Origin of the sequence: Corynebacterium sp. MSK019, from assembly GCF_030232425.1 — a bacterium.
GTDB lineage: Bacteria > Actinomycetota > Actinomycetes > Mycobacteriales > Mycobacteriaceae > Corynebacterium > Corynebacterium jeikeium_D.
In genome coordinates this window covers 14,442-38,356 of record NZ_JASPJT010000014.1, presented here as the reverse complement: position 1 = coordinate 38,356, position 23,915 = coordinate 14,442, and the positions used below count along the sequence as shown (strand labels likewise).

The window sequence follows — 23,915 nt, the reverse complement described above, 5'->3', positions numbered from 1 at the left end:
CAACCTCGGCATCCAAAAAGGCTGGATCAAATAACCGCAACACGCCCGGAAAAGACACACTTTTCTTTACTTAACCCAAAAGTGAGGGCAAGCCATCGCTGGCTTGCCCTCACTTGTTAATTCTTGAGGCTTATCCCCTAACGCCCCTCGAAGCGGCCACGGAAACGCGATTCCAACGTGGAATCACCAGAGGAGCCACGGCTACCCGAGGTCCCTCGACGACTCTTTGCCGCCCCGGACTTAGACTTTCCAAAGCTCAGCCCCGAAGCAGAACTAGCCTTCTCCTGCTTACCGGCGCCGGTCAGAGCCCAAACGCCGGAACCGAACATAAGGCCAAAGCCGGCAACCGATAACACAATGAACCAATTGCTCACAGAGAAAAGAGCGACGCCGCCAATCAACATCAGCAGACCGAGGAGCATGAGCGCAAAAACCTGGATGGAAAACCCACGAGGTGCGCTGTTTTCCTCCGGAAAGCTGAACGCATTTCCGGCCATCGTCGAACTAAATTTAGGATCCTCAGCGTAGAGTGCAGACTCGATTTCGTCGAGCATCCGCTGTTCGTGCTCAGATAGTCCCACAATTCCTCCATCGCCTACTTGAGCATTGCCCACCGCGATACTGGCGAGCCTTGACCCCTCAACTAACAATGCCGATACAACAAAGTTAATTACAGGCCACGTGCTGCTAACGCGGCGTCCGTTAGCTTCATTCTTACCCCTTCAACGGGCGACTCACCTCTATTGTTCCATGAATCCGAACAATCCCCCATTTATTTAGGAAAGCAACGCTCTAACACGCCCCCACCGGCTTACGCAGCCGCGGACAGAACACCCAGCTCAGCCCGGACAGCCCCCAAGAATGCACAACTTAAATCCCACAACTCCTGCGCCCGCCGAGAGTCAATGCGACGCGAAATACCCAACCGGACTTCCTCACGCAGCGCGGTGAACTGCTCAAACTTGGTGACCCAGCTATCAAATTCGGGCTGCTCTTTCTTTAAACGCAACCAGGCACTCTGTGTTGCCGAACGACGACGCTTAACTACCGAGCCCGAACGAGCGCCCGAGCCAGAACCCCCAGCCACCGACACATCGTCGCGATTCAACAGCGCGCCTGCGCAACGCAGCGCCGCACAGTAGGAAAGCTCCAACATCTCATCAGAGCTGGCATTCCAAGCATTCGCTAGCAGAGCCTCTGCCCGCCCCAGCAGCTCCAGCGATTGCCTTGAGACACCGACCGGGGCGACCAAACCCGACTGCGAAATCGCCCTAAACTCCACCACGTTCGACCTTGCCACCACCCTGCTTCTCCTTTCACACAGCATTCACATGAGCACGGATTTTCCGCTTCCCCTTAGCGGGATTGACTGCAATCTATCCCCAACCCCGGACTACGCCAGGCATACTTTCGCACAACTGTTCGACTCGATGTTATTGCAGTAATCTCACAACTAAGTTCGTCTAAGTCGCTAATCTGGTCACTGTGAAATACAGCGTGGTTCCGATGACAGCAGGAGACTTCAATCTCCGCCTGCAAGAAGCAGTGGCTCTCTACATCACCGCGATGCAGTACAACCCCGCGATCTTGCCCGGTCGTCTCCACGAATGGCAGAAGCAAACCACTCAACCCGGCTTCATGGCTGCTGCAGCCATAGCTCACCCCGAAGAGCTCTCCCCTGCCCACGCTCTCCGCGACCCGCGCTGCAGGTTGGTCGGCATCGGCTACTGCCGTACAGGATTGGACACGCACTGGTGGTATCGCCAGGTAAGAGATGGACTGCTCATGGACGGGCGCTCGCTACCGGACGTCGTCAAGCTCTTGGGCAACTACGCCGAACTGTCTGAGATTCACATTCACCCCAGCTTTCAGGGGCGGGGACTCGGTAAACGGTTGCTCCACGAGTTGGTCGATTCCCGCCCGGAGACGCGAGTTCTGTTGTCAACCCCGGAATACCCGAATGAGGCCAATAGGGCATGGCAGCTCTACCGCCAATTTGGTTTCAAAGATGTTTTAAGGAACTTTTATTTCACAGGGGACTCTCGTCCCTTCGCAGTTCTAGGAGTAGATCTTCCCCGTGACATCATCACCGAGTGAACCTTCCACACCACGTCAACGACTTTCGCCTCTGCGCATTGCCACAGCAATGGCCGGAATTGCCGCCATCTTGCCGCTCAGCGGCTGCTTTGACGCACAGGCTGGCATTACCATTTCCGGCGACGACAGAGTCTCGGGCACAATTCACGTAACACCCACGGAGGAAGTCCGTTCCCAATTTGAGCAGTGGCAAGTACCGGAAGATCTCTCCGACCGCGTCTCGCAGGGAGTAATCGACTCCTCCACAGGAAAGATGGAAGTCTCGTTCAACGAGCTGCACTTCATTGAACTCACCGATACGCTCCGACAGCTTTCCGACGATCGCGTAGACATCGACCTAGACCGTACCGGTGGCGGCAAGATTTCGATGAACGGCCACATGGATTTGACTCACCTGCCCGGCGCGAAGGTTGATTTCGTCGTCGCGTTCCCGGAGCAGGTTACTGACTCCAATGGCCGCCAGACCGAACCGAACAAGGTGGAATGGCAGCTCGCCAGTGGCGAGAACCATAATGTATGGGCTTCGTCGCCGGCTGGATCCACCAAGCGGAATCAATTCCTATTATTTGCCGGTGTGACCACAGCCGCCGGTGTCCTAGCCTCAGTGCTAGGTGTCCTGTGGGCGCGAAGAGTTCGCGACATGCAGGACTTTTAGCAATTAAAAACCGCCGCGCAGCATATCCTGGCCGGTGCCCCATTCGGGCGCCATGCCGAGGTTGTGCAAAACTTCCTGGGAGGCGCGAGCGAAGTTCATAGTCATAAAGTGCAGCCCCGGCACGCCTTCGGCGATGAGCCGCTCTGCCATGTTGGTCGAAAACTCGATACCAATCTTGCGAATCTCATCTTTATTGGCCTGCTCGTCACCATCTGCTGCCTTAATCAGGCGTTCCTCCAAATCGGATGGCAACTGTGCCCCGGAGAGCTCAACCTGCCTGCGCACTGAGCGCAGCGATGTAATCGGCATCAGCCCCGGAATGATGGGCTTGGCACCGTGCACTGGGTCGGCTTCCACCAGGCGGTCTCGAAGGCGCAAGTAGTGCTCAATATCGAAGAACATCTGCGTAATCGAGTATTCGGCTCCCGCGCGCAGCTTGGCCAGCGTGTACTGCGTGTCATGGTCCAAATCCGGCGAGCGGTAATGTCCCTCCGGGAACGACGCAATGCCGATTTCAAATTTCTCGAACTCCGGCTCGGCCTTAATTAGCTCAATCAGTTCGCTGGCGTAGTGCAGACCGCCCTCGGTCTCCACCCAAGGGCCAAGCGGGTCTCCCGGCGGGTCACCACGCAGAACGAGCAGATTCGTCAGCCCCGCGCTGAGATAAGAGCGCAGGATTTCCCGCAGCTCGTCGACAGTGTGCTCTACCAATGTCAGGTGCACAAGCGTTGTAAGCGGCTGCCTCGAAACGCGCTGGGCGATTCGCAGGGTGCGGTCGCGGCTAGAACCACCGGCGCCGTAGGTCACGGATGCAAAGGAGGCACCAAGATCATGGAAAGCCTCAGCTGCTCGGAGAAGACGTTCCTCGGCCGCGTCGTCACGCGGGGGCATGAACTCGACCGAGAAGGGAATACTGCCCGCGCTCGGCATTGAAAGCGCCTGGCGGATTGTCACTTGGCGGCCTGGCGACAGTGGCATTGTTGAGGACATAGTCACTCATACTAAGCGGTGTCCTATTCTTGAGTCAGCATTACCCGTCATCGACGAGAGGCTCACATGAGCGAAGAACTGGATTTGGCCGCGCTGCAGCCCCGCGAAGTACCAGCTACTGTTACCAAAACGCTGGAGAATTACCTCAAAAACCGTGGCGACGATGTCGCGTCGGTCGATGCGGTGTACACCGAGGCCATAGACTCGCTCCACTCCTTCGTCCTCAATGGGGGCAAGCGCGTGCGTCCAGCCTTCGCCTGGCAGGGGTGGTTGGGAGCAGGCGGCCTCGAAGGCCGTTTCTCCCCAGCCGAGGATTCCCTGGCTGTGATGAACGCGGTGAGTGCCCTGGAACTCATTCAAGCCTGCGCACTCATTCATGACGACATCATCGATGACGCTGATACGCGCCGTGGCGCACCGACTATCCACAAGGTATTCGAGGCCAAGCACGAGGCCAATAGCTGGAATGGAGCCGCCGACCGCTTCGGTATTTCCGCCGCGATTCTCATTGGCGATGTCGCCCTGACCTGGGCTGATGACATGATGCACTCTTCAGGCCTCAGCTCGGAGGCGCTAACCCGCGCACTTGTCCCCTGGCGGGCGATGCGCACTGAAGTACTTGGTGGCCAACTGCTCGATATCACGGCCGAAGCCAGCCGGGACAGTCACGTCGAGACCGCTGAGAAAATCAATCTGTTCAAGACCGCCGCCTACACCATCGAGCGGCCGCTCCACATTGGTGCCGCGATTGCCGGCGCCCCAGCGGAATTGGTTGAGGCCTACCGCAGCTTCGGCCGCGACATCGGTGTGGCATTCCAGCTCCGCGACGATCAGCTGGGCGTTTTCGGCGATCCCGACGTCACGGGCAAGCCCGCCGGCGATGACCTCCGCGAGGGCAAGCGAACCGTCCTGGTCGGCCAGGCTTTGAGCCTCTACCGAGAATCCGCACCTGAAAAGGCCCGCTTTATCGATGAACGCCTGGGAACGGTCTCGTCTGCTGCAGATATTGATGAGCTACGCAATCTCATCGCTGATTCCGGCGCTGCCGATGCCGTCGAACGTGAAATTGACCGTCTGACCAGCCGCGCTTTCTCCACTATCGAGAATGCCGACCTACCTGCAACCTCGCGCGAGAACCTCATTGCTATGGGCGTTCGCGCCACCGCTCGTCAGCACTAGACCAGGTGTTGCGTAGTCATGTCTGCTGCTTCCCCCACTCGTGCTCCCAGTAGTTCCCCGCGTCTGCGACGTGCGGTCACTCGCCCTCATAAGGGCGCCAAACCACGACTGACCATCATCGGCGCAGGCCTGTCCGGACTTACCGCCGCACTCTACGCCATCGCCGATGGCTACGATGTCACCGTTGTCGAGAGGGAAAGCTTCGTCGGCGGACGCTGCGCCAGTGAACCCGTCCCAGTCGACATCGACGGGCAATCGCTCACCGCAGTCTTCGACACTGGCGCAACTGTATGGACCATGCCCTCGCTTGTCGACGATGCCCTCGCCGCCGTCGGCCTGTACGCGCGCGATATCGACCCGGGTTTTTCGGCCTCCCCAATCACGCCCACCTACCGTGCGGAATTTGCCACTCGCGGCGGACTCGACGTGTTTTCCAACGAAGACATGATGGCCGATGAGCTCGCCCGCTTCGGTGCCTCTGACTCCACCGTCGCCGGTTACCGCAAACTCCGCATATGGCTGCAAACTCTCTTCAATGCCTGCTTCGACAACTTCATGTCCCGCAGCTTTGACCGCGTTACGGACCTATTCACCGGGCCCGGCGCGCTTCGCGACCTCACTACGCTTCTCCGACTCGGTGCCTTCGGCGCCCTCGAACCTAAAATTCGTGCCTTCCTCGGAGATAATGATCTCGCTCGCGTTTTCAGCTTCCAGGCGCTTTACGCAGGTGTACCTCCTGCTAAAGCCCGTGCGGTCTACGGCTGCATTTCCCACATGGATACCTCCATGGGGGTTTACTATCCGCACTCCCCCGCATTCGGTTCGGGTATAGGCGCCGTCGGCGAGTTGCTTGCCGAGGCCGTCCGCCGAACTGGCGGAACCATCGACTTCGGCGTTGATGTCACTGGGCTGAAACTCGACGAGACGGGCTTTGTCTCCGCCATCACCACGGCAACTGGCGAGCGTCCCACCGATGCCGTCATCGCTACTACCGATTTACCTGTGGTGCAGAGCTGGCTTCACGACGCGACTACCGCTGCCGCCAGTAGCTCATCGAAGCGGCGAGGCCTTCGGAGCGTCGTAAAGCGGACGGGAGCACGACGGTTGTTCCCAGTTCGATTTTCTCCATCGGCGGTGGTGGCGCACGGGCTGATTCCGGTTTCGGAGACTGCGACGTGGCCGAAGCGGCATCACCTGATTTCGTTTGGCGAAAAGTGGAACGAAACCTTTGAGGAGATCTCGTCACCGCACCGTGGAAAGCTAATGTCAGACCCGTCATTGCTGGTCACCCGGCCTGCGGTGAGTGCGCCGGAGCGTATTGTCACAGATGCGAACGGCGTGCAGTGGGAACCCGTCAGTGTGCTCGCGCCGTGCCCCAACTTGCAGTCGGCCAATCTAATCTGGTCGCGAATCGGTGGGGACTACGTTGCGAAAATAACCGCTGAGCTGGAGCGGCGCGGACTGACCGGGATCTCTACGAAGTGGCGAGTCGGTCGGATCGATACCCCTCAGCACTGGCAAGAACGCGGCATGGGCGTTGGCTCCCCGTTTGGGCTGGCACATCTGTTCCGACAGACGGGGCCGTTCCGTCCCCGCAACTTCTCTCCGAAGATGCCAAAGAATCTGACGCTGGCGGGCTCGACGACGGTGCCGGGGGTTGGCGTGCCGACGGTCATGATTTCAGGACGACTTGCAGCGCAGCGGTTTGAAACGCCTTAGCTCCTGAATGTCTCCCGGATGTCTGCCGGTGGTCACTGACCAACTAGGATTAATGCATCAGCAATGTATCGATTGTTTAGGTTGACATGAATTTATCGCGGAGTGCTCAGCTGGGTGTCTACGGTGGCATCCTCATTGCTCTGGGCTCCTACGGTTCCGGCGCGAACCGCTACCGTGGCGGCCTTGTCCACGCTCTGGGACTCGACTGGATCACCTACGGTCACGGTCAGATTTTCTGTGAGATTGTGATTTGGGTAGGTATCGCCCTGCTGCTTATCTCGTGGCTGCGCATCGGGCGGGAACTGCTGTTCTCGAAGGTGACTATCCGGGACATCGTGGCCGGTTCTGCCGATTCTGGCGACGCAGCAGACGCTCTCGCGCCAGCGAACGCTGGCGGCGATGAGTCCACGTTGCGTCGGTTTAATTCAATCCTGTTGGCCTGGGCAATTCCCCTCGCGATGGCCGCACCGCTGTTCTCTCGCGATGTCTATTCGTATCTCATGCAGGGCGCGATGGTCCGCGATGGGTTTGATCCCTACACCGAGGGAGCTGCAGCTAATCCAGGGCCGATGCTGCTGGAGGTATCAGCAGACTGGCGGAACACCACCACCCCGTATGGCCCGCTACATCTGGGAATTGGCGAGGTCATCACGCGGATTGTCGGCGACAATATCACCGTCGGTGTGATTCTCTACCGCATTGTGTGCCTGCTGGGCTTCGCCGCCATTGTCTGGTCGATCCCGCGAATCGCCCGGGAGCTTGGAGCAAATCCGGCTTTCGCACAGTGGCTCGGTGTGCTCAATCCACTGGTGCTACTGCACCTGATTGCGGGTATGCACAACGAGGCACTGATGGTCGGGTTGGTCAGCCTGGCGCTAGTCGCCGCACTGCGCATGGAGCACATGCGGGGTGGCCTGGTCGCTGCTGTCCTCATCGGAATTGGCGTCGCGCTGAAAGCCACCGCTGTCCTGGCGCTGCCCTTCGTCGTGTGGATTGTGTTGACCAGGCGCGAGCCCATCACCACGGTTCAGGAGATGCTGCGCAAGATTCCGGCGATTGCCGGTGTGGGCATCGTGTTGGTCGCAGTCTGCGTCGGCACGCTTGCAGTGGTGACGTGGCTGACCGGCTCGAGCTGGGGCTGGATCTCCGAGATCAGTGGCAACACCAAGGTGATTAACCCACTGGCAGCACCGTCGGCGGTCGCTGGTGTGATCTCCGGCGTCATGGCGTGGTTCAACGACGACATCGGTTTCAACGTCATCGTCAGCCACACACGCGTGGTCTCCTCCGTCATCATGCTAGTGGGGCTCGTGATTTCCTGGTTCTTCTTCCGGGCCACCCCTCGTAACAATGTCGCTGGCATGATTGCCGCCTATGTGGTGGCCTGCGTTTTTAATGCCGTGGCACTGCCCTGGTACTACGCCAGCTTGTTGACTCCCATGGGAACGATTCGCCCGCCACGATGGGTGTTTCAAGGCACCGTGATATTCACCTTCATCCTGTCGCTGTCGTTCGCCGGCGGTGGCAACCACCGCTTCTACGACGTGCCCTGGATGGTTATCATCACCGTTCTCGGCTGGTTGGCCGTCGGCTGGCTGACCACAGGAAAATTCAGCTGGAAGTACCCGTGGCGTGACGATAAAACCGCCGCAGACACGGATTCCACGGTGGCGCCCCTGTCGCGATCAACCGAGGTCGCATAGTTGTCCATGCCCACCCCACAGCCTCTCTCGACCATCGCGCTGCCAGAATCCTACGAGCTCTGCCGCGATATTATGACCTCCCACGGTCGCACATATTCCCTGGCCACGCGACTGTTGGCACCCCACCAGCAGCGTGCGGTGTGGTCTCTCTACGCCTGGGCACGCATCGTCGATGACTACGTCGACTGCCCCGACGATGCCGACCGCTCCCCCACGCACATCGAAGCCACGGTCACACGTTTAAGCGAGCTTTTCCACTCAGCTGTCGTCATCGGTTCGCTTGACGACGTCCACCGCGACCGCGACCGTGCCGTCATCTCGGCGGCCGCACAGACTTTTCGCGACTACGACATCGATCCACAGCTCTCTGCGGACTTTGTTCACTCCATGCTGATGGACGTGCCCGCCACATCCTGCCATATTTCTCATTTTGAAACATGGGAGCAGCTTGACTCGTATATGTGGGGCTCCGCAGCAGTCATCGGCCTTGAGATGATGCCCATCCTAGGCACCCGCACAGGGGTCTCCCGTGAGGAAGCCGCCCCCTACGCAGAGCTCCTTGGAAAAGCCTTTCAAGTGACAAATTTCCTCCGCGACATCGCCGAGGATTTTCGCCGTGGCCGTATTTACCTACCACTGAATGAGTGGGAGGCCTTCGGAGTGGGTACCGAGGAGATCGGCTACTGTGCCACCACGGGACAGACGACCCCGGCGGTACGTCAGGCATTGGCCTACTTCATCGCTCGCAACCGCGCACTCTATGCCGAAGCCAGCAGCGGCGTGGACATGTTGGAGGTGCCAGGGCGTCAAGCTATCCGTGCCGCGGAAATTCTCTACTCTGATATTCTCGGCGAAATTGAGCACTTGAACTACAACGTCTTTGCGCAGCGCGCTCACGTCGGGCGCGCTCGAAAAGCAAAAATCGCCCTCCCGCTGCTTTTCACAGCAGTGGCCGGGCGATTACGACAGGAGCTATCGCGGGCGTAGGACGGCGAGCGTAGGACGCCGTCCGGGTCTTTACAACGCCATAGCCTGTGCGCGGCGCATTACTTCGCGTGCAAGGTGACCGTGCAGGGCGTCCACCGGACGTCCAGGCAGAGATTCATCTTCGGTGAATAGCCACTCCAGCGTTTCTTCTCGCGTGTAGCCGCCGTCGGCAAGCAATGCGAGTGCGCCAGGTACAAAACGCGCGACCTCATCATCTTCAAAGAAGCGGGCGGGAATTTGTGCAATGCCGTCGCGGTGGACTGCAATAAGGCGACCCTCCTGCAGCAACGCGTGAATTCGGGTGACGGTGACGCCAATGAGGTCAGCGGCATCGGGCAGCGCAAGAGTGGGTTCGTCGGCGCTCAGGACATCGTGGCAAGTTGGAATCTTTCTCACACTGGTCACTTTAGCGCGTTGGTCTTGCAGTAGGTACGTCCCCATATACTTATTAGAAGCAACTGATTGGAACAGGGAAGGCTGGTTTATGTCGCAGCTTGTCGAGGGGCAGATTCTCGATGGTCGCTACCGTATCGGAGCCACCATCGCACACGGTGGCATGAGCACCGTGTACTGCGCCACCGATTTGCGGCTCGATCGCAGGGTGGCCGCAAAGGTCATGGATCCGCGTTTTGTCGACGACGAGTCTTTCCGCATCCGCTTCGAACGTGAGGCCCGCGCGGTCGCGCACCTCAATGACGAGTCGCTCGTCAACGTCTACGACCAGGGCACGGACCCGGCGGGGCATGTTTTCCTCATTATGGAATTCGTCGACGGTGGGACCCTCCGCGAACTGCTCCGTCAGCGCGGTCCGATGCCTCCGCATGCAGCTGCCGTCGTGATGCGCTCGGTTCTGCGCGCCCTATCGGTGGCGCATTCCCGCGGCATGGTGCACCGCGATATCAAGCCGGAAAATGTGCTGATTGCCTCGGACGGGCGAGTGAAGCTGGCGGACTTCGGTCTAGTGCGCGCGGCCGCTGATGCCAAGGTGACCTCTAACTCGGTCATCGTCGGCACCGTCGCTTATCTGGCTCCGGAGCAGGTCACGGGTGAATCCATCTCCCCTGCCTCCGATGTGTATGCGGCGGGTATTTTGCTCTTTGAGCTGCTTACCGGCACCACTCCATTCATCGCCGATTCTTCGCTCGGCGTTGCCATGAAGCGATTGAACGAAGCTGTCCCGCCCCCCTCGGAGCTCATCGACGGCGTTCCCGAGGAGTTCGACGAGTTGGTCGCCCGCGCTTGTTCCCGCAGGCCGGAGGATCGGTTTGAGACGGCCGAGGAATTCGGTGACGCACTCGAAGACATTGCGGACAAACTCGCGCTGCCACCATTCCGCGTGCCGTCGCCCGTCATTTCAGCAGCCGCCAACGCTGCCGCCATGGAGGGGCTCACAGAGGACTTCCACCGACCGGGCAACGACCATTTCGATGACAGACACGGCACCGCAGAGACGGCACCCGAGCGCTTCGGTCACGACGGCTATGGCTTCTCGACGGACGCACCCGGTAGCCCCGTTTCTTCCCGACCAACGGGACCACCGAATATTTTCGATGATTTCGACGACCCGGATGCGGGGCGGACACGCACTTTCGATCGCCATGACGAGTACAACCCCACTGGCTGGGAATCCCCGGAGCCGTCTGGTGGAGCTCTCGTACCAGCCGACGTTCCAGGCGCTCCGGAATATCCGCTGCCGCCGGACACTCAGGGTCCACAGCACCCACAGCATCCGCAGCCGCGATTTGCTCAGACTCAGACGCCTAAGAGCCGTCGAGCTACCCGACAGCGGACGCGCCGTGGATGTGCATTGTGGCTGATTATCGCCCTGGTTGCCACGTTGGGCATGGGGCTTGGCGCGTGGTGGCTGGGCTCTGGCCGTTATGGCGAAGTGCCCTCTATCACTGGGCTGTCGCAACCACAGGCGATGACCGCAATCAGTGAGGCGGGCTTTGAACCGGTGGTTGATGAGCGCTACGACAACGATGTCGCAGTGTCCCAGATTATTGGCTCGGACCCCCTGGCTGGAGCGCGGGTTGTCCGCGGTGATGATGTTCGCGTACTGGTCAGTCTCGGCCGCCCGACTGTGCCCGCATATCCCGCGAACCACTCAAAGGAAGTGTTCAGCGCTGCCCTAGCTAAGCGGACGTTGAAAGAAGAGGTCGGAGACCCCGTCTTTTCCGATGATGTCTCCACCGGCGGCTTGGTCTTTGCGGTTCCTGCTCCAGGACAGACCGTCGAAGTTGGCTCAGTTGTGACTGTGCATTACTCCAAGGGGCCAGCACCGGTGAAGGTGCCAAAGATCGTGGGGCTTCAAGAGGATGAAGCTCGTGAGCTGTTGAGCAAGGCCGGGCTGGAGGTCCGAGAAGTATCGGCGGAGTTCTCCTCCTCTGCTGAGCCGGAAGAGGTTCTTTCCGTGTCTCCTGAGGAAGGCACTGGCCTCGAACGCGGTAGTTCTGTGACGTTGACCATTAACAACGGCATCGAAGTGCCCAATGTAGTGGGCAAGTCGGAGGATACTGCTCGCCAAATTCTGCAGCGCGAGGGCATTGAGGTAAGCGAAGTAAAGGACGCGTCCTCCTCCTCGCGCGACTACGGCCGTGTCGACGCAGTCTCACCGAGTGCAGGTCGTCTGGTTAACCCCAATGATGCGACTGTCACGCTGACCGTATCCAGAGCAGTGAAGGTTCCGCAGCTGCTGGGTAAAACTGTTGCGCAGGCACGTCGTGAAGCGGAGAAACAGCATCTTCAGCTCGACATCGACGGCTCTGCGAACGAAGACGATCGCATCGTATTGCAGTCACCCCGACCGGGCGCTAAGGCCACGGCGGGTGACAGCATTTCGGTCAGCACTCTGTAAAAAGTGCGGCGCGCTAATGAGTGCGGCGCTGCACTAGCTGGGCTAGTTGTACCTAGCTGAGCTGGATGCAACTAGTTGCGCAGCATCTCGGCAACCAGGAAGGCCAGCTCCAGCGACTGCTGAGTGTTCAAACGCGGGTCACAGGCGGATGCGTAACGGCCTGGCAAGTCGACATCGGAAATGTCCTGCGCGCCACCGAGGCACTCAGTGACATCTTCGCCGGTCAGCTCCACGTGGATACCGCCCGGGTGCGAACCGATCGAGCGGTGCACCTCGAAGAAGCCCTGAACCTCGTCGACAATGCGGTCGAAGTGGCGGGTCTTGTACCCATTGGAGGCCGAGTAAGTGTTGCCATGCATCGGGTCGCACTGCCAAATGACCTTGTGACCAGAAGCTTCCACAGCCTCAACGAGGGGAGGCAGCACGGAGCGAACCTTGTCATTGCCCAGACGCGAAGTCAGGGTCAGGCGACCAGGCTGGAAGAACGGGTCGAGCTTGTCGGCGTAAGCGACAGCCTCCTCCGGCGTGGTGGTCGGGCCAATCTTCACACCGACGGGGTTGCCAATCATGGCAGCCAGGTTGATGTGGAAATCCTCAATGCCACGGGTGCGCTCACCAATCCACAGCTGATGCGCGGAGAGGTTGAACAGCTCCTGGCTGCCATCGTTTTCAGAAAGGCGCAGCATAGCGCGCTCGTAGTCAACAACCAGCGCCTCATGCGAGCAGTAAATCTGCGCGGTCTGCAGGTTCGAGTCCGCAACACCACAGGCAGCCATGAACTGCAGTGCGTGATCAATCTCGCGTGCCAGGTCCTCGTAGCGGGCGCCAGCCGGCGAGTTGCTGACGAACTCACGGTTCCACTCGTGCAGACGGTGCAGGTCAGCAGTGCCCGAACCTGTCAGTGCACGTACCAGGTTCATCGCCGCAGAGGCATTGGCGTAAGCACGCACCATTCGAGCTGGGTCGTGAACTCGAGCTTCTTCGGTCGGCTCAACGCCGTTGACCATGTCACCCCGGTAGCTAAGCAAACCGTCGCCGTCGATGTCCTTCGAGCGCGGCTTGGCGTACTGACCAGCGATACGAGCCATCTTTACGACAGGAGTGGATGCGCCGTAGGTCAGCACAACGGCCATCTGCAGCAAGGTCTTCACATTGGCGCGAATATGCGGCTCAGTATTGGACTCAAAGGTCTCCGCACAATCACCGCCCTGCAACAGGAAGGCCTTACCATTAGCGACGTCGGCAAGCTCCTGACGAAGCTTACGAACCTCAGGCGCAACCACAATTGGCGGCACCGATTCGAGAATGCGACGCACGTTAGCAGCGGCGCGGGCATCCCAGCTTGGCTGCTGTAGGGCTTGGCGGGATACGACATCAGCAAAGCGCTCAGCCATGTCTCCGGGAAGCGGTGGCAGATCGGGCAGGTCATCTACAGGGAGATCAATAGTCCAACTCACAGAAGTTCATTGTAGTGCCCCTGCCAGAAGGGTGTTAGTCAGGTCACCAAATATTCGAATTCCGTTGCTTAATCAAGCGGCAACTTCTGTGCAATCTTTTGAAACTTCAGCAGATTGTGCTGGGCATCTGCCAGCGCGTCGTGCTTACCTGCAGTCTGTTTCGGCAACCGTGGCTTGCCCGCCATCTCCCAGTACTGCTTGAGTTCACGGGTATAGCGCGGCATAAACTGCGGCAGCTTGGTCATATCACCCCAAAGCTGCACCAACGCAATGTGATCGTAGGCGCCTACCCAAGCCCACAGCTCTGGGCTGCCCGTACCGGGTTCGGTGAAAAATGCCAGCAGTTCCTCGCGGATCGTGTCCCGGTTCTTCCACAGCGAAGATGAGGGGTTGGGCAGCTGATTGAGCACGTTGGCCCGCACCCACGGGCCGGCCTTGCTCTCATTGAACTCGGTAGACACCGCGTAGTATTCGCGGCCGTCCTCAGCTACGACACCGATGGAGACAAGATCAATAGTCTTGCCGTCTTCAATAAACTCGGTGTCATAAAAATAACGCACGGTGTGGAATCCTCTCCAGCCTGGGCCTCGCGTCGGCTACCTCGCGACCAAAAGACCGTGGAGCCCTACCGAGCAAATCTTACCCATGCACCGAATCGCCATAGGAAGTGTGCAGCCCCACTGCCGCGAAAACTATCTGCGCCTTATTATTCTAGCGAGCGCGTCGGAACCAGCGACGAGGGGTCGGCTTCGGCCCCGGAGCCGGAGTGGTCAGCTCTCCCCCCGGCTCGGTTCCCGCTGGATAGCCGGTGCCGGCCTCCAAGGACTTCTTCACATCAGTCGCGTAAGCATCGACATATTCCTGACCAGAAAGCTTCTGAATTTCCTTAATCAGGTCATCCGTCAGTGCCCTGGCCGCTTCATACTCATCGCTGTACTTGGCTTTGTACTCCGACGGATCAATCGGATCGCCGATAATCGTGCCGACCTTCACCGGACGAGGAATCCACGAACCAATCGGGTTGGCTTTCTCCGTATCGATCATCGCCATTGGGAACACCGGCACACCGGCCTCCAGCGCGACACGTGCCGCACCGGTTTTACCGCGGTACAGTCGACCATCGGGACTACGGGTGCCTTCCAAGGAAATGCCCAGCAGGTCACCGCGTGACAGCACCTTCAAGCCGGCGTTCAGCGCATCGCGAGCTGCATCACCAGAGGTACGGTCAATCGGCACCTGCCCCACCGAGGAGAAGAAAAACTTCTGGATACCGCCGACAAAGCCCGGCGTGGTGAAGTACTCTGCCTTCGCCAAGAACGTCAGCTGACGGCGGCAGACCAGTGGGAAGAAAAAGTGATCCATCACAGCAAGGTGGTTCGACGCCATCAGCGCTGGACCTTCCTGAGGAATCTTCTCACCACCGATGTAGTACGGGCGATTATAGATCCGCAGCCAAGGGCCAATGAGGATGTACTTAAAGAACTTGTACCAGCGATTATTCACAGTTTAAAACTATACAGGTTCAGGTGGTCCGACGATCCATCTCCGCAGCCATTCCCCCACCTTTTCGCGGGCGAATTCCCCTGCAATCCCCCCAATTGACGCTTTACGACGATGCCGCACCCTCGGCAGCCACAACGCTGCGCGCAATATCCGCCGCACCGATCAACCCAGCATCCGCACCTAGTTCAGCGACCCGCACATCCGCTACCGGACGATAGCCAGTACCGGTGAGATTGCGGGCAAACTCGGCCTTGGCCTTGTCCAGGTATAGATCAGACGCCGAGGCAACACCGCCACCGATAACAATCAATTCCGGATCAAAGACATCGCCCACCATCGACAGGCCACGCCCCAGCCAGGTAGCAAAGTCATCAATCGCAGCTAGAGCCAATTCATCCCCCTGGCGAGCAGCCGAGACGACATCGGTACCAGTTACCGAGCCGGCCACGAGCCCGTCGGTAAGCCGCGAGAAGTAGCGACCGGATCCAGAGAGTTCCTGAGCGGTGGTAACCAACGCCGTACCCGAGCAGTAACGCTCCAAGCAACCACGCTTTCCGCAGGAGCAAGGACGACCATCCGGCACAACGGTGAGGTGGCCGAATTCCGGCGCCGTGCCGTACGCGCCACGGTAAATCTCACCACCCTGCATCATCGCGCCGCCGATTCCCGTACCCAGCGCAAACAGCACCCAATTATCCGCACCGCGAGCCGCACCAAAGCGATACTCACCCCAGGCGGCCGAGTTGGCATCGTGCTCAAGCTGCAGCGGACATGGGAGAAGCAAGGATAAACGCTTGACGACGTTCGCATCGCGCCACGGCAGATGCGGGGCAAAACGAACCGTCTGGCGGTCAGAATCCAAAAAACCAGCTACAGCTAAACCGATGGCGCTGACATCTGGAAAGCGTTCAACCAAGCGCTCGGATGTCTGGACAATGCCACGTTCAATGGCATCCACACTGCCGTCAGAACTAGTCTGAACTCGATACAGCACCTGCCCATCAGCGCTGACCACTGCAGCGCGCAGGTTTGTTCCACCAATATCAAAACCGATAGCCGGGCGATCAGCGGCGTCGGACTCGTCTGAGCTCGGATGAATCGGAATATCGGTGGACATAACAGTTGATTATAAAGGGATTGCGCAGGTTCGGAGAATTCGGCGAGCCCGAGCAGCCATGACCTCCCAGGTCCACGACTGCACAACATGCTCCCGACCACAGGCTCCCATCGCCGCCGCGCGCTCCGGATTATCCAAAATCTCAACCAGCCCGGTGGCGACGCTGCGCTTCGAGGCCCCGTCGACAACGATGCCAGTTTCGCCATCGATAACTGTCTCCGGGGCGCCACCAGACTTGCCAGCTATGACAGGGACACCGCAGGCCTGTGCTTCCAAGTAGACAATGCCGAGGCCTTCTACATCGAGGCCACGTCCGCGGGTTCGGGCGGGCATGGCAAAAATGCTGGCCGCATTGTAATAGGCGGGGAGGTCATCATAAGAGACCTTGCCGGCAAAAATGACCTGCTCGGAGACCCCGAGCTTTACTGCCAGCTTTTTCAATTCTCGGTTCAACGGACCAACACCCACGATCAGCAACCTGGCATCCGGGTGCTGCTCAAGAACCTTAGGCATGCTGCGAATCAGCATATCTTGGCCTTTTCGGCGCACTAGCCGAGAAATACAGACGATAAGCGGCTGAGACTCACCGATTCCGTGGTGCTGCCGGATCTTCTGTCCCGCCTCGGGGTCCGGAGAAAATCGCTCGATATCGACACCGGAAGGCAGGCGTTCAAATGCTGTTTGCGGACCAAAGGCTGCCGCAAATCGACCACGGGTGTAGCGGGAAATATAGGTCACAACATCGGAGCTCTTACCAATGCGCCTCAGCATCTGGCGGGCCAAAGGCAGCATCGACCAGCCCACTTCATGTCCGTGAGTGGTAGCAACGATGCGGGTGGCACCTGCGCGACGGCATGCGTCGGCAAGCAAACCAAGTGGCGCGGCGGCACCAAACCATACGGTGTCAATGCGTTCGGTGCGAATAATCTGAGCGGCGCGACGAGCTACGTGCGGCAGTGGCAGCAGCACGGAATCACGCATGCGGTAAACACGGTACGGTAGCGACTCGTCGTAGGCGCGGAGCTTTTCCTTCGGAGCTCGCGAGGACGCGAGGACTACGAGGTTCTCCGGATCCAAACGAGCACAGAAATCACGCAGGTAGGACTCGATTCCACCATCGCGAGGCGGGAAGTCATTCGTAATGAGCAGTACGCGCGCAGACATGGAGCCGAGTTTATCTACCTTGACTAAAAGGACGCGAGGTCACCTGCCGCTAGTTAGAAGCGGACAGCGCCTTGGTACGGGCCCCCCTGGTCGATGGAAACGACCTGGACTGGAATACCGTAGGCGGAAGCATGGACAATCTGACCATTGCCGATGTACATGCCCACGTGCGTGATTCCCGGGTAGTAACCGATGATGTCGCCCGGCTGCAGCTGGTCGCGGCTCACCGGAGTACCACCGGCGAGCTGCGCCTGCGAGGTCCGCGGGATGGACTTACCAATCTGCTGGTACGCCCAGTACATCAGACCCGAGCAATCGAACTCAGAGGGACCAGCAGCTCCCCACGAGTACGGGGAGCCCAGCTTCGACAGAGCGGCATCAACTGCGGCGGAAGATCCGAGCAGTTTGTCCAACCCTTCGGTAATTGGGTTGTTCTTGGAAATCCAAATTTCCCGCTGTTCGGGGCTCAGCGATTCAACCATGGACTTGACATGCTCGGCGCGCTCATCAAATTCGGCGCTGCGCTTGTCCAAATCATCGCGGCGCTTGGCCAGGTCATCGAGCTGCTTGCGGATATCGTCCTGCAGACGCAGCGCATTGGCCTTACCATCCTCGGCATCCTTGCGGGCTTGCACCGCACGGCTGACAACTTCATCGTTGTCGCGGAACATCTTGTTGATGTAACCGGCACGGTCGATAGCGTCCTGAGCACTGGCAGATCCCAGGGCGGCCGACAATGGGTCGACGATTTCACCACGCATCCGCTTCTTCGCGAAGTAAGAAATCTCACCAGAGAGCGCCTTGAGGTCATCCTGTGCTCGGAGAACCTGATCCTCAGAGTGCTTCAGCTCCCCCTCGGCGTGCCGGAGTTCCTCTTCCTTGGCCTGAACCTGGGAATCCAGCTCGGTAACTTCCTCAGAAACCGCTTCGGTATCCCGAGAAATCTTCTCCAGCTCTGCAATAATGCCGTCTGCAGTAGCCAGATCCGGGGCTGGCTGTTCATCCTGTGCAGAGGCAATCGGCGCCAAACCTACGGCGCCAAAGGTTAGCCCAGTCACGACCGTAAGCCCGACTACACCGCGACGAGAGTTGTGGCGACGACGAGAGACACGGTGACGCGACAAATCCAAACCCTTTTCAAGTTGTGTATTCAAATTTCTTCCCCGAAAAACAAAACATCAAACCACTTGACGCATTCGAGCAAATTGTAGCAGCCTTGCCGCGGAACAACACACCGACAAACCGCCAGCGCAAAGGGGTATCCAAAGGGAGTAACCAGGATAGCCCTTCGACTCCACGCATTGCGTAACCGCAGTAGAAAAACAAAAAATGAGGCGAGCGCCCCTATAGTGCTTTACGACGCGCATAGCGTCAGCACCCGGGCGCTCGCCTCAGTGCCCCCTCGGTAAAAAGAGAGCCAAGGCTCTGCGGGGTATCAAGGCCCCGCAGGTTGTCATCCGTTCAAACAGATTAGAAGCGGACGAAGTTGTGAACCGGCATGTAGTTCATCGGAGCTTCCTTGACGACATCGCCGGACTGCGGAGCGTGAATCACGTTGCCGTTGCCGGAGAAGATGCCGACGTGGGTAGCGCCAGAGTAGAAGGAAACGATGTCACCCAGTGCCGGGCTGGAGACCGCGGTACCCTGGGAAGCCTGCGCCTGGGAGGTACGCGGAATCGACTTACCGACCTGCTGGTATGCCCAGGAGGTCAGACCGGAGCAGTCGAAAGAGTTCGGACCGGTAGCGCCCCACACATACGGGGAACCGATCTTGGAACGTGCAGCGGAGACGATAGCCGAACCAGTGGACGGTGCTGCAACGTTTGCAACGCTGCCGGAGGTAACCTCACCTGCGATGTCGTTGAACTTGCCAACAACATCCTGCATACCTGCAACCTGCGGGGTATCGAAGCCGTTCAGTGCGCCCTGGATGTCGTTCAGCGGGTTAGCGTTAGCGGTCGGAACTGCGAGAGCGGTAACGCCGGCGACAGTTGCGCCAAATGCGACTGCGTTGCGTGCAAAGTTAGAACGGCGGTGGTGCTTGCCCATTGTTTTGAAACTCCAAAATCTTCCTGTTTAGCCGACCGGGTTAGCTGACGGGTTCGGAAGAATGGAAGACTTCCTACCCTCCGGGATTTCCCTTTGGGATTCACCCCATGGTTCGAGGTGGGTCCCCGGCTCGAATCCCCTGAGGCTCTCACTACTTAGACCCTCAGGACCTTCGATAAGGCTCTGTGTTTTCTTATCAATGACCGGCACCAACTCAGTGGCCCCGTTTCAATGTCTCGATAAGGTTACGAAATGGCATCAAGTTTTGTCTAGCCGTTTGCCCAGAAAACCGCTCGAGGCCCGGTTGTTACCATCGATAGAACTAAACCGTTACCAAGCTGTTACAACTAAACACTCCCCCTATAGCGGAATAATAACAGTTTGATAAACGTGTCACTACCTGGCATTTTGAAGTCCGCCGAGAACTTTACACTTAATGCCTTAAAGTCGACACATTTTTATCGCGGGCTCAAAACGTGTTTTATGTCACACTCCAGCTTGCAACAGCTCAATTTGCTCAAGTTTCACAGTTTTAACACCACTAGGAGCGCTCAGCATAGGATTATTGACGTGGATTCAGGACAACAGCACTTCCCTCTCGAAGGCACCGTCGATGATTCTCTTTTCAACACCACCTTTGTCGTCGTAGACCTGGAAACGACCGGATTGAAGGCCAAAAACGACCACATCATTGAAATTGGGGCCATCAAAACCCGTGGCGGTAAGACAATTGGCACCTTTTCCAGCTTCATCGACCCCGGTATGGAGATCCCCGACCACATCACATCTCTGACCGGCATCACTACCGCCGATGTTGAAACCGCCCCACAGCTCGGCACAGTTATTACTCAGTTCCTCGAATTTGCCCGGGGAAGCGTCTGGGTTGCGCATAATGCCAAGTTCGATATTGGATTCCTCCGCCAGGCTTGCACAGATTTGGGCCTAGATTGGCCGAGCCCCAGTGTCGTAGACACCCTCACGTTGGCGCGTCGCGTCCTCGACCGCTCACAAGTTGGCAGTTTCAAGCTCTCACAGCTCGCACGGTACGTCGGTTCTCCGAATCGCCCCACCCACCGGGCGCTTGACGACGCAATCGCAACCGTCGACGTCCTTCACTACCTCGTGGAGAGACTAGCTGGCGATGAAGTACAAACAGCGTCCGAGCTAGTGCACTACTCGCCCACCGTCGCTCCAGAGGTTCGTGCTAAACGGCACCTTGCCGATGGAGCTCCGCACACCCCTGGTGTCTATGTTTTTCGGTCAAGAAATGACGACCCCTTATATATAGGTACAGCTCTCGATTTGCGACGTAGACTTCTGCAGTATTTCAACGGTACTGATTCTCGTCGCAAGATTACGGAAATGGTCTCTCTAGCCGAACGCGTCGAGATCATCGAGTGCCCGCACGGCTTCGCTGCAGAAATTCGCGAGGCTCGTCTGATCTCTGCACTCCGTCCGCCCTACAACCGACAACGCACCGAACCAACCCGCGGCTGGTACATCGTCCCCACTAGCCCCGGTCGGCCTGCCAAGATTAGCCGGGCAGTCACCGACGCCCGCAGCCTAGGTCCTTTCCGCACGCGCGACACCGCTACTGCCATCCGCGACAGGTTCTCCGCGCTTAACGACGACTTTGCGATAACAACCGCTCAGATCTCCACCACCGGCGCAGACGAGATCGCAGACATGATTGCAGAGATATCAGCACTTGCCGAAGCACACCGCTTCCAACGCGCGGCAGTGCAACGTGACCGCGCCGCGGAGTTCATTATCAGCTTGGACAAGCAGCAGCGCCTGAGCATGCTTGCAGCCATCCCATCTCTGCAAGCCGCTTTCCCCGATGGCAATGGAGGCTGGCACCTAGCGGAAATTCGCTATGGCAGGTTGGCCGGCGCCAGCACTGCACCACGTGGCGCGGATATGAACTACATCATCGACCTCATGGAGAGTTCAGCCCAAACAGTCACTCCAGATGACTCCTTATATAAAGGAGCATCAATTGATGAACTCAGTATTATCTGGAAATGGCTGCAGCGCCCGGAGGTACGAATAAAGCCCACCGGAGGCGAGTTTTCCTACCCTAGGCTGGGCGCAGGAAAATACCTTCAGTGGGCAATTGACGCGCAGCAAGCACGTCGTGAAGCGCGACGCGAACCTTAACCCTTCATCGCCGCGGTAAGGATGTCCAAGCACAGCCCCGACTGGAGCGTTTCCTTGACCTCTTCAATGGAGTCGGCCATAGCTTCCTTTAGTGGACGGCCACTCAGACCACGCGAAATGGCGATTGCGGCGGCGGAGTTAAGGATGACTGCATCGCGAATTGGGCCTTCGAGCTCGCCAGCCCAAATGCGACGTGCAACATCAGCGTTGTAAGCAGGGTCACCGCCACGCAGCGCGTCAATTTCGGAGTACTCCATGCCATAGTCATGTGGATCGATGACATCTTCGGCAACTCCACCGTTTTCCACAATAAAGACCTTGGTGGGGCCAGTAACGGTAATCTCGTCGAGGCCATCGCTTCCGCGAACCACCAGCGCGCGCTGACCACGGCGGGCGAAGGTGTCCGCCATCGTCTCCATCTGATCTTCGAAGGCACAGCCAATCAAGCTCGCCTGCGGGCGTGCTGGATTCGTCAGCGGCCCCAACAGGTTGAAGACTGTCGGAACCGCTAGCTCCTTACGCACCGGTCCAGCGAAGCGCATGGCCGGATGAAAGCGAGCGGCAAAGAGGAAGCGCACGTAGAAATCCGGATGTTCCGGAGAAGTAACGAGACCGTTCTCAATGTCGATGCCAAAGGCCTCCAGCATGTCAGCTCCGCCCGACTTCGAGGAAGCCGCGCGGTTACCGTGCTTGAGCACCGGCACACCGCTGGCCGCGATAACAATCATGGACATCGTGGAGATGTTGACGGTATTTGCGCCATCACCACCGGTGCCGACGATATCGACTGCACCGCGCTCAATAACACCGGCGAGCTGTGGATCATGAACTGGGCGGGCAAATGAAAGCATGCCCTCAGCCGCAGCATCGAGCTCGGCAGCCGTAATCCCCTTGGCGAGGAGACCGAAAGCAAACGTTGCGGTCTGCACGTCTCCGGAAGCACCGGACATGATCTGATCCATGGCGAATCGAATGCCCTCACCGGAAACTTCGCGGCCAGCGCCAATCGTGGAGAGAACATGGCGCCAGTTTTCGACCGCCCTCTTATCGCCGATCTCGCTCATCGCCACTCCCTTCCACTAGATAGTCAAGTCTGTATTCGTACTTTATTAATACAACTGCACCTAGGTACTGCTGGCTATCCCGCCCACCAGGCGCACCACATCACAGGGCTGTTGAAAAAATCCCACCGTGATGTACGTAATAAGACAAGATACCTCCCCCATATATCCAGCGCATCACCAGGTCCACCTTTTGCGTTCACCGAAAATCTCACCCCCATTGGGGCAACTGGAAAAATACGATATTAAACAGAGCCGAACCTGCGATAAACTAACCGACAGCTGATGCCGCAGTATCGCTAACCCAGGTTCACCGGAGGCGAACTTGGCAGTCCAGGGGGATGGACACCACGCACCTCGGCACAACAAAACCCTCGAATTCACCCGCGTCGGATAAAGACACCGGAAAGTTCCCAACAGGGGGAAAAATTAGTGAAATTCTCAGAAACCTTTCCTCGCGACCTGGGATTTTAGGAATTTTTATACAAAAACGGGGGTTGCAACGTGACTACTCCTTAAGAACAGTACATACTGTTAGTTGTGACGAGCGCAGTTGAAAATCAAGGTATGACAGCACCACGTCGTGCTGCGACACTGAACCGACCGAATATGGTCAGTGTCGGCACGATTGTGTTCCTGTCTCAGGAATTAATGTTCTTCGCCGGTCTGTTCGCGATGTACTTCGTGTCACGCGCGAACGGCCAGGGCGATTCGTGGGATTGGGGTACCGGCCACCTCAATGTCCCGTACGCACTATTGATCACCGTGATCCTAGTGTCGTCTTCGTTCACTGCCCAGTGGGGCGTGTTCGCGGCCGAGCGTGGCGACGTTTTCGCACTCCGTAAGTGGTACGCACTGTCCACCGCCCTGGGTGCAATCTTCCTCGTCGGCCAGGCTTACGAGTACTTCACACTGGTTAGCCACGGTCTGACCATTCAGAACTCCATTTACGGTTCGGTCTTCTTCATCACCACCGGATTCCACGCAGCCCACGTCCTCGCGGGTGTGCTGGCTTTCGTTGTGGTGCTTATCCGTACCTCCAAGGCGAAGTTCACCCCGGCACAGGCCACTGCTGCCATCGTGGTCTCGTACTACTGGCACTTCGTCGACGTCGTGTGGATTGGCCTGTTTATCACCATCTACTTCATCCAGTAGGCCGTATTGGCCGTCCTTTGTTTAGTACGGCCTACAGCCCATCCACTTTCCACGAACAGTAT

Annotated in this window: 21 protein-coding genes and 1 riboswitch; of the genes, 9 read left to right on the top strand and 12 right to left on the bottom strand. The window is 58.3% G+C overall.

Annotation, left to right across the window (positions count from 1 at the left end):
• Positions 1-137: 137 nt before the first annotated feature.
• Both QP982_RS09655 and QP982_RS09650 read right to left on the bottom strand, forming a co-directional pair.
• The gene (locus QP982_RS09655; RefSeq protein ID WP_016423008.1) at positions 138-581 is read right to left on the bottom strand and encodes a DUF3040 domain-containing protein; all 444 of its coding nucleotides are present in this window, start codon (positions 579-581) and stop codon (positions 138-140) included.
• Between the two features lie 230 nt (positions 582-811).
• The gene (locus QP982_RS09650) at positions 812-1,300 is read right to left on the bottom strand and encodes an SAV_6107 family HEPN domain-containing protein (protein WP_049170259.1); all 489 of its coding nucleotides are present in this window, start codon (positions 1,298-1,300) and stop codon (positions 812-814) included.
• A gap of 206 nt (positions 1,301-1,506) precedes the next feature.
• On the opposite strand from QP982_RS09650, the gene QP982_RS09645 reads away from it, so the two are divergent.
• Positions 1,507-2,097, top strand: a complete 591-nt coding sequence (locus tag QP982_RS09645) for a GNAT family N-acetyltransferase (RefSeq protein ID WP_049170258.1) — start codon at positions 1,507-1,509, stop codon at positions 2,095-2,097.
• Positions 2,078-2,752 carry an LppM family (lipo)protein gene (locus QP982_RS09640; RefSeq protein ID WP_049170257.1) on the top strand — a complete coding sequence of 225 codons (675 nt, stop codon included), beginning with the start codon at positions 2,078-2,080 and terminating at the stop codon, positions 2,750-2,752. The genes QP982_RS09645 and QP982_RS09640 overlap by 20 nt, the downstream gene beginning before the upstream one ends.
• A 3-nt stretch (positions 2,753-2,755) precedes the next feature.
• Here QP982_RS09640 and metF read toward each other — a convergent pair whose 3' ends face one another.
• The gene (gene metF, locus QP982_RS09635) at positions 2,756-3,742 is read right to left on the bottom strand and encodes a methylenetetrahydrofolate reductase [NAD(P)H] (RefSeq protein WP_016423012.1); all 987 of its coding nucleotides are present in this window, start codon (positions 3,740-3,742) and stop codon (positions 2,756-2,758) included.
• Positions 3,743-3,808: 66 nt separating this feature from the next.
• Here metF and QP982_RS09630 point away from each other — a divergent pair, with 66 nt between their 5' ends.
• From QP982_RS09630 to QP982_RS09615, 4 genes are all read left to right on the top strand, one after another.
• On the top strand, positions 3,809-4,921 hold the full coding sequence (locus tag QP982_RS09630) for a polyprenyl synthetase family protein (RefSeq protein WP_284870477.1): 1,113 nt from the start codon (positions 3,809-3,811) through the stop codon (positions 4,919-4,921).
• A gap of 18 nt (positions 4,922-4,939) precedes the next feature.
• Positions 4,940-6,640: a phytoene desaturase family protein gene (gene crtI, locus QP982_RS09625; protein WP_284870475.1), complete on the top strand. Its 1,701-nt coding sequence runs from the start codon at positions 4,940-4,942 to the stop codon at positions 6,638-6,640.
• A gap of 86 nt (positions 6,641-6,726) precedes the next feature.
• Positions 6,727-8,343, top strand: a complete 1,617-nt coding sequence (locus QP982_RS09620) for an alpha-(1->6)-mannopyranosyltransferase A (protein ID WP_284870473.1) — start codon at positions 6,727-6,729, stop codon at positions 8,341-8,343.
• A gap of 6 nt (positions 8,344-8,349) precedes the next feature.
• Complete coding sequence (locus QP982_RS09615) at positions 8,350-9,330, top strand: phytoene/squalene synthase family protein (protein WP_284870471.1); 981 nt, start codon at positions 8,350-8,352, stop codon at positions 9,328-9,330.
• Positions 9,331-9,360: 30 nt separating this feature from the next.
• On the opposite strand, the gene QP982_RS09610 is transcribed toward QP982_RS09615, so the two are convergent.
• Complete coding sequence (locus tag QP982_RS09610) at positions 9,361-9,735, bottom strand: Rv2175c family DNA-binding protein (RefSeq protein WP_005510311.1); 375 nt, start codon at positions 9,733-9,735, stop codon at positions 9,361-9,363.
• 79 nt (positions 9,736-9,814) lie between these two features.
• Here QP982_RS09610 and QP982_RS09605 point away from each other — a divergent pair, with 79 nt between their 5' ends.
• Positions 9,815-12,187: a Stk1 family PASTA domain-containing Ser/Thr kinase gene (locus QP982_RS09605; protein ID WP_284870470.1), complete on the top strand. Its 2,373-nt coding sequence runs from the start codon at positions 9,815-9,817 to the stop codon at positions 12,185-12,187.
• Between the two features lie 71 nt (positions 12,188-12,258).
• Here QP982_RS09605 and QP982_RS09600 read toward each other — a convergent pair whose 3' ends face one another.
• The 7 genes from QP982_RS09600 to QP982_RS09570 all read right to left on the bottom strand — a co-directional run bounded on the left by QP982_RS09600 (position 12,259) and on the right by QP982_RS09570 (position 19,477).
• The gene (locus QP982_RS09600; protein WP_149420634.1) at positions 12,259-13,644 is read right to left on the bottom strand and encodes a class II 3-deoxy-7-phosphoheptulonate synthase; all 1,386 of its coding nucleotides are present in this window, start codon (positions 13,642-13,644) and stop codon (positions 12,259-12,261) included.
• A 68-nt stretch (positions 13,645-13,712) separates the two neighbouring features.
• Positions 13,713-14,204 carry a polyadenylate-specific 3'-exoribonuclease AS gene (locus QP982_RS09595; RefSeq protein WP_149420633.1) on the bottom strand — a complete coding sequence of 164 codons (492 nt, stop codon included), beginning with the start codon at positions 14,202-14,204 and terminating at the stop codon, positions 13,713-13,715.
• A gap of 151 nt (positions 14,205-14,355) precedes the next feature.
• A complete protein-coding gene (locus tag QP982_RS09590; protein WP_049170252.1) occupies positions 14,356-15,147 on the bottom strand; it encodes a lysophospholipid acyltransferase family protein in 792 nt (263 codons plus the stop codon).
• Positions 15,148-15,250: 103 nt separating this feature from the next.
• Positions 15,251-16,264: an ROK family glucokinase gene (locus QP982_RS09585; RefSeq protein ID WP_049192938.1), complete on the bottom strand. Its 1,014-nt coding sequence runs from the start codon at positions 16,262-16,264 to the stop codon at positions 15,251-15,253.
• A 9-nt stretch (positions 16,265-16,273) separates the two neighbouring features.
• On the bottom strand, positions 16,274-17,428 hold the full coding sequence (locus tag QP982_RS09580; protein ID WP_049192937.1) for a glycosyltransferase family 4 protein: 1,155 nt from the start codon (positions 17,426-17,428) through the stop codon (positions 16,274-16,276).
• Between the two features lie 53 nt (positions 17,429-17,481).
• Positions 17,482-18,552: an NlpC/P60 family protein gene (locus tag QP982_RS09575; protein WP_350309397.1), complete on the bottom strand. Its 1,071-nt coding sequence runs from the start codon at positions 18,550-18,552 to the stop codon at positions 17,482-17,484.
• A 346-nt stretch (positions 18,553-18,898) separates the two neighbouring features.
• The gene (locus QP982_RS09570; RefSeq protein WP_048731217.1) at positions 18,899-19,477 is read right to left on the bottom strand and encodes a C40 family peptidase; all 579 of its coding nucleotides are present in this window, start codon (positions 19,475-19,477) and stop codon (positions 18,899-18,901) included.
• 14 nt (positions 19,478-19,491) lie between these two features.
• A riboswitch (cyclic di-AMP (ydaO/yuaA leader) is annotated at positions 19,492-19,634 on the bottom strand.
• A gap of 413 nt (positions 19,635-20,047) precedes the next feature.
• Here QP982_RS09570 and QP982_RS09565 point away from each other — a divergent pair.
• The gene (locus tag QP982_RS09565; RefSeq protein WP_284856860.1) at positions 20,048-21,637 is read left to right on the top strand and encodes a DEDD exonuclease domain-containing protein; all 1,590 of its coding nucleotides are present in this window, start codon (positions 20,048-20,050) and stop codon (positions 21,635-21,637) included.
• Here QP982_RS09565 and trpD read toward each other — a convergent pair.
• Positions 21,634-22,701, bottom strand: coding sequence for an anthranilate phosphoribosyltransferase (gene trpD, locus QP982_RS09560; RefSeq protein WP_049192934.1), 1,068 nt, complete (start codon positions 22,699-22,701; stop codon positions 21,634-21,636). The two genes, QP982_RS09565 and trpD, sit on opposite strands and share 4 nt — an antisense overlap.
• A gap of 537 nt (positions 22,702-23,238) precedes the next feature.
• Between trpD and ctaE the strand changes: the two genes are divergently transcribed.
• Positions 23,239-23,853 (top strand): aa3-type cytochrome oxidase subunit III, encoded by a 615-nt coding sequence (gene ctaE, locus QP982_RS09555; RefSeq protein WP_088611596.1) that lies wholly within the window; start codon positions 23,239-23,241, stop codon positions 23,851-23,853.
• Positions 23,854-23,915: the final 62 nt, after the last annotated feature.

What these genes read in the sequence shown, in the direction of transcription:
- QP982_RS09645 (WP_049170258.1), top strand. Translation starts at nt 1,507, where the DNA reads ATGACAGCAGGAGACTTCAATCTCCGCCTGCAAGAAGCAGTGGCTCTC.
- metF (WP_016423012.1), bottom strand. Translation starts at nt 3,742, where the DNA reads ATGTCCTCAACAATGCCACTGTCGCCAGGCCGCCAAGTGACAATCCGC.
- QP982_RS09630 (WP_284870477.1), top strand. Translation starts at nt 3,809, where the DNA reads ATGAGCGAAGAACTGGATTTGGCCGCGCTGCAGCCCCGCGAAGTACCA.
- crtI (WP_284870475.1), top strand. Translation starts at nt 4,940, where the DNA reads ATGTCTGCTGCTTCCCCCACTCGTGCTCCCAGTAGTTCCCCGCGTCTG.
- QP982_RS09620 (WP_284870473.1), top strand. Translation starts at nt 6,727, where the DNA reads ATGAATTTATCGCGGAGTGCTCAGCTGGGTGTCTACGGTGGCATCCTC.
- QP982_RS09615 (WP_284870471.1), top strand. Translation starts at nt 8,350, where the DNA reads ATGCCCACCCCACAGCCTCTCTCGACCATCGCGCTGCCAGAATCCTAC.
- QP982_RS09605 (WP_284870470.1), top strand. Translation starts at nt 9,815, where the DNA reads ATGTCGCAGCTTGTCGAGGGGCAGATTCTCGATGGTCGCTACCGTATC.
- QP982_RS09585 (WP_049192938.1), bottom strand. Translation starts at nt 16,264, where the DNA reads ATGTCCACCGATATTCCGATTCATCCGAGCTCAGACGAGTCCGACGCC.
- QP982_RS09580 (WP_049192937.1), bottom strand. Translation starts at nt 17,428, where the DNA reads ATGTCTGCGCGCGTACTGCTCATTACGAATGACTTCCCGCCTCGCGAT.
- QP982_RS09570 (WP_048731217.1), bottom strand. Translation starts at nt 19,477, where the DNA reads ATGGGCAAGCACCACCGCCGTTCTAACTTTGCACGCAACGCAGTCGCA.
- trpD (WP_049192934.1), bottom strand. Translation starts at nt 22,701, where the DNA reads ATGAGCGAGATCGGCGATAAGAGGGCGGTCGAAAACTGGCGCCATGTT.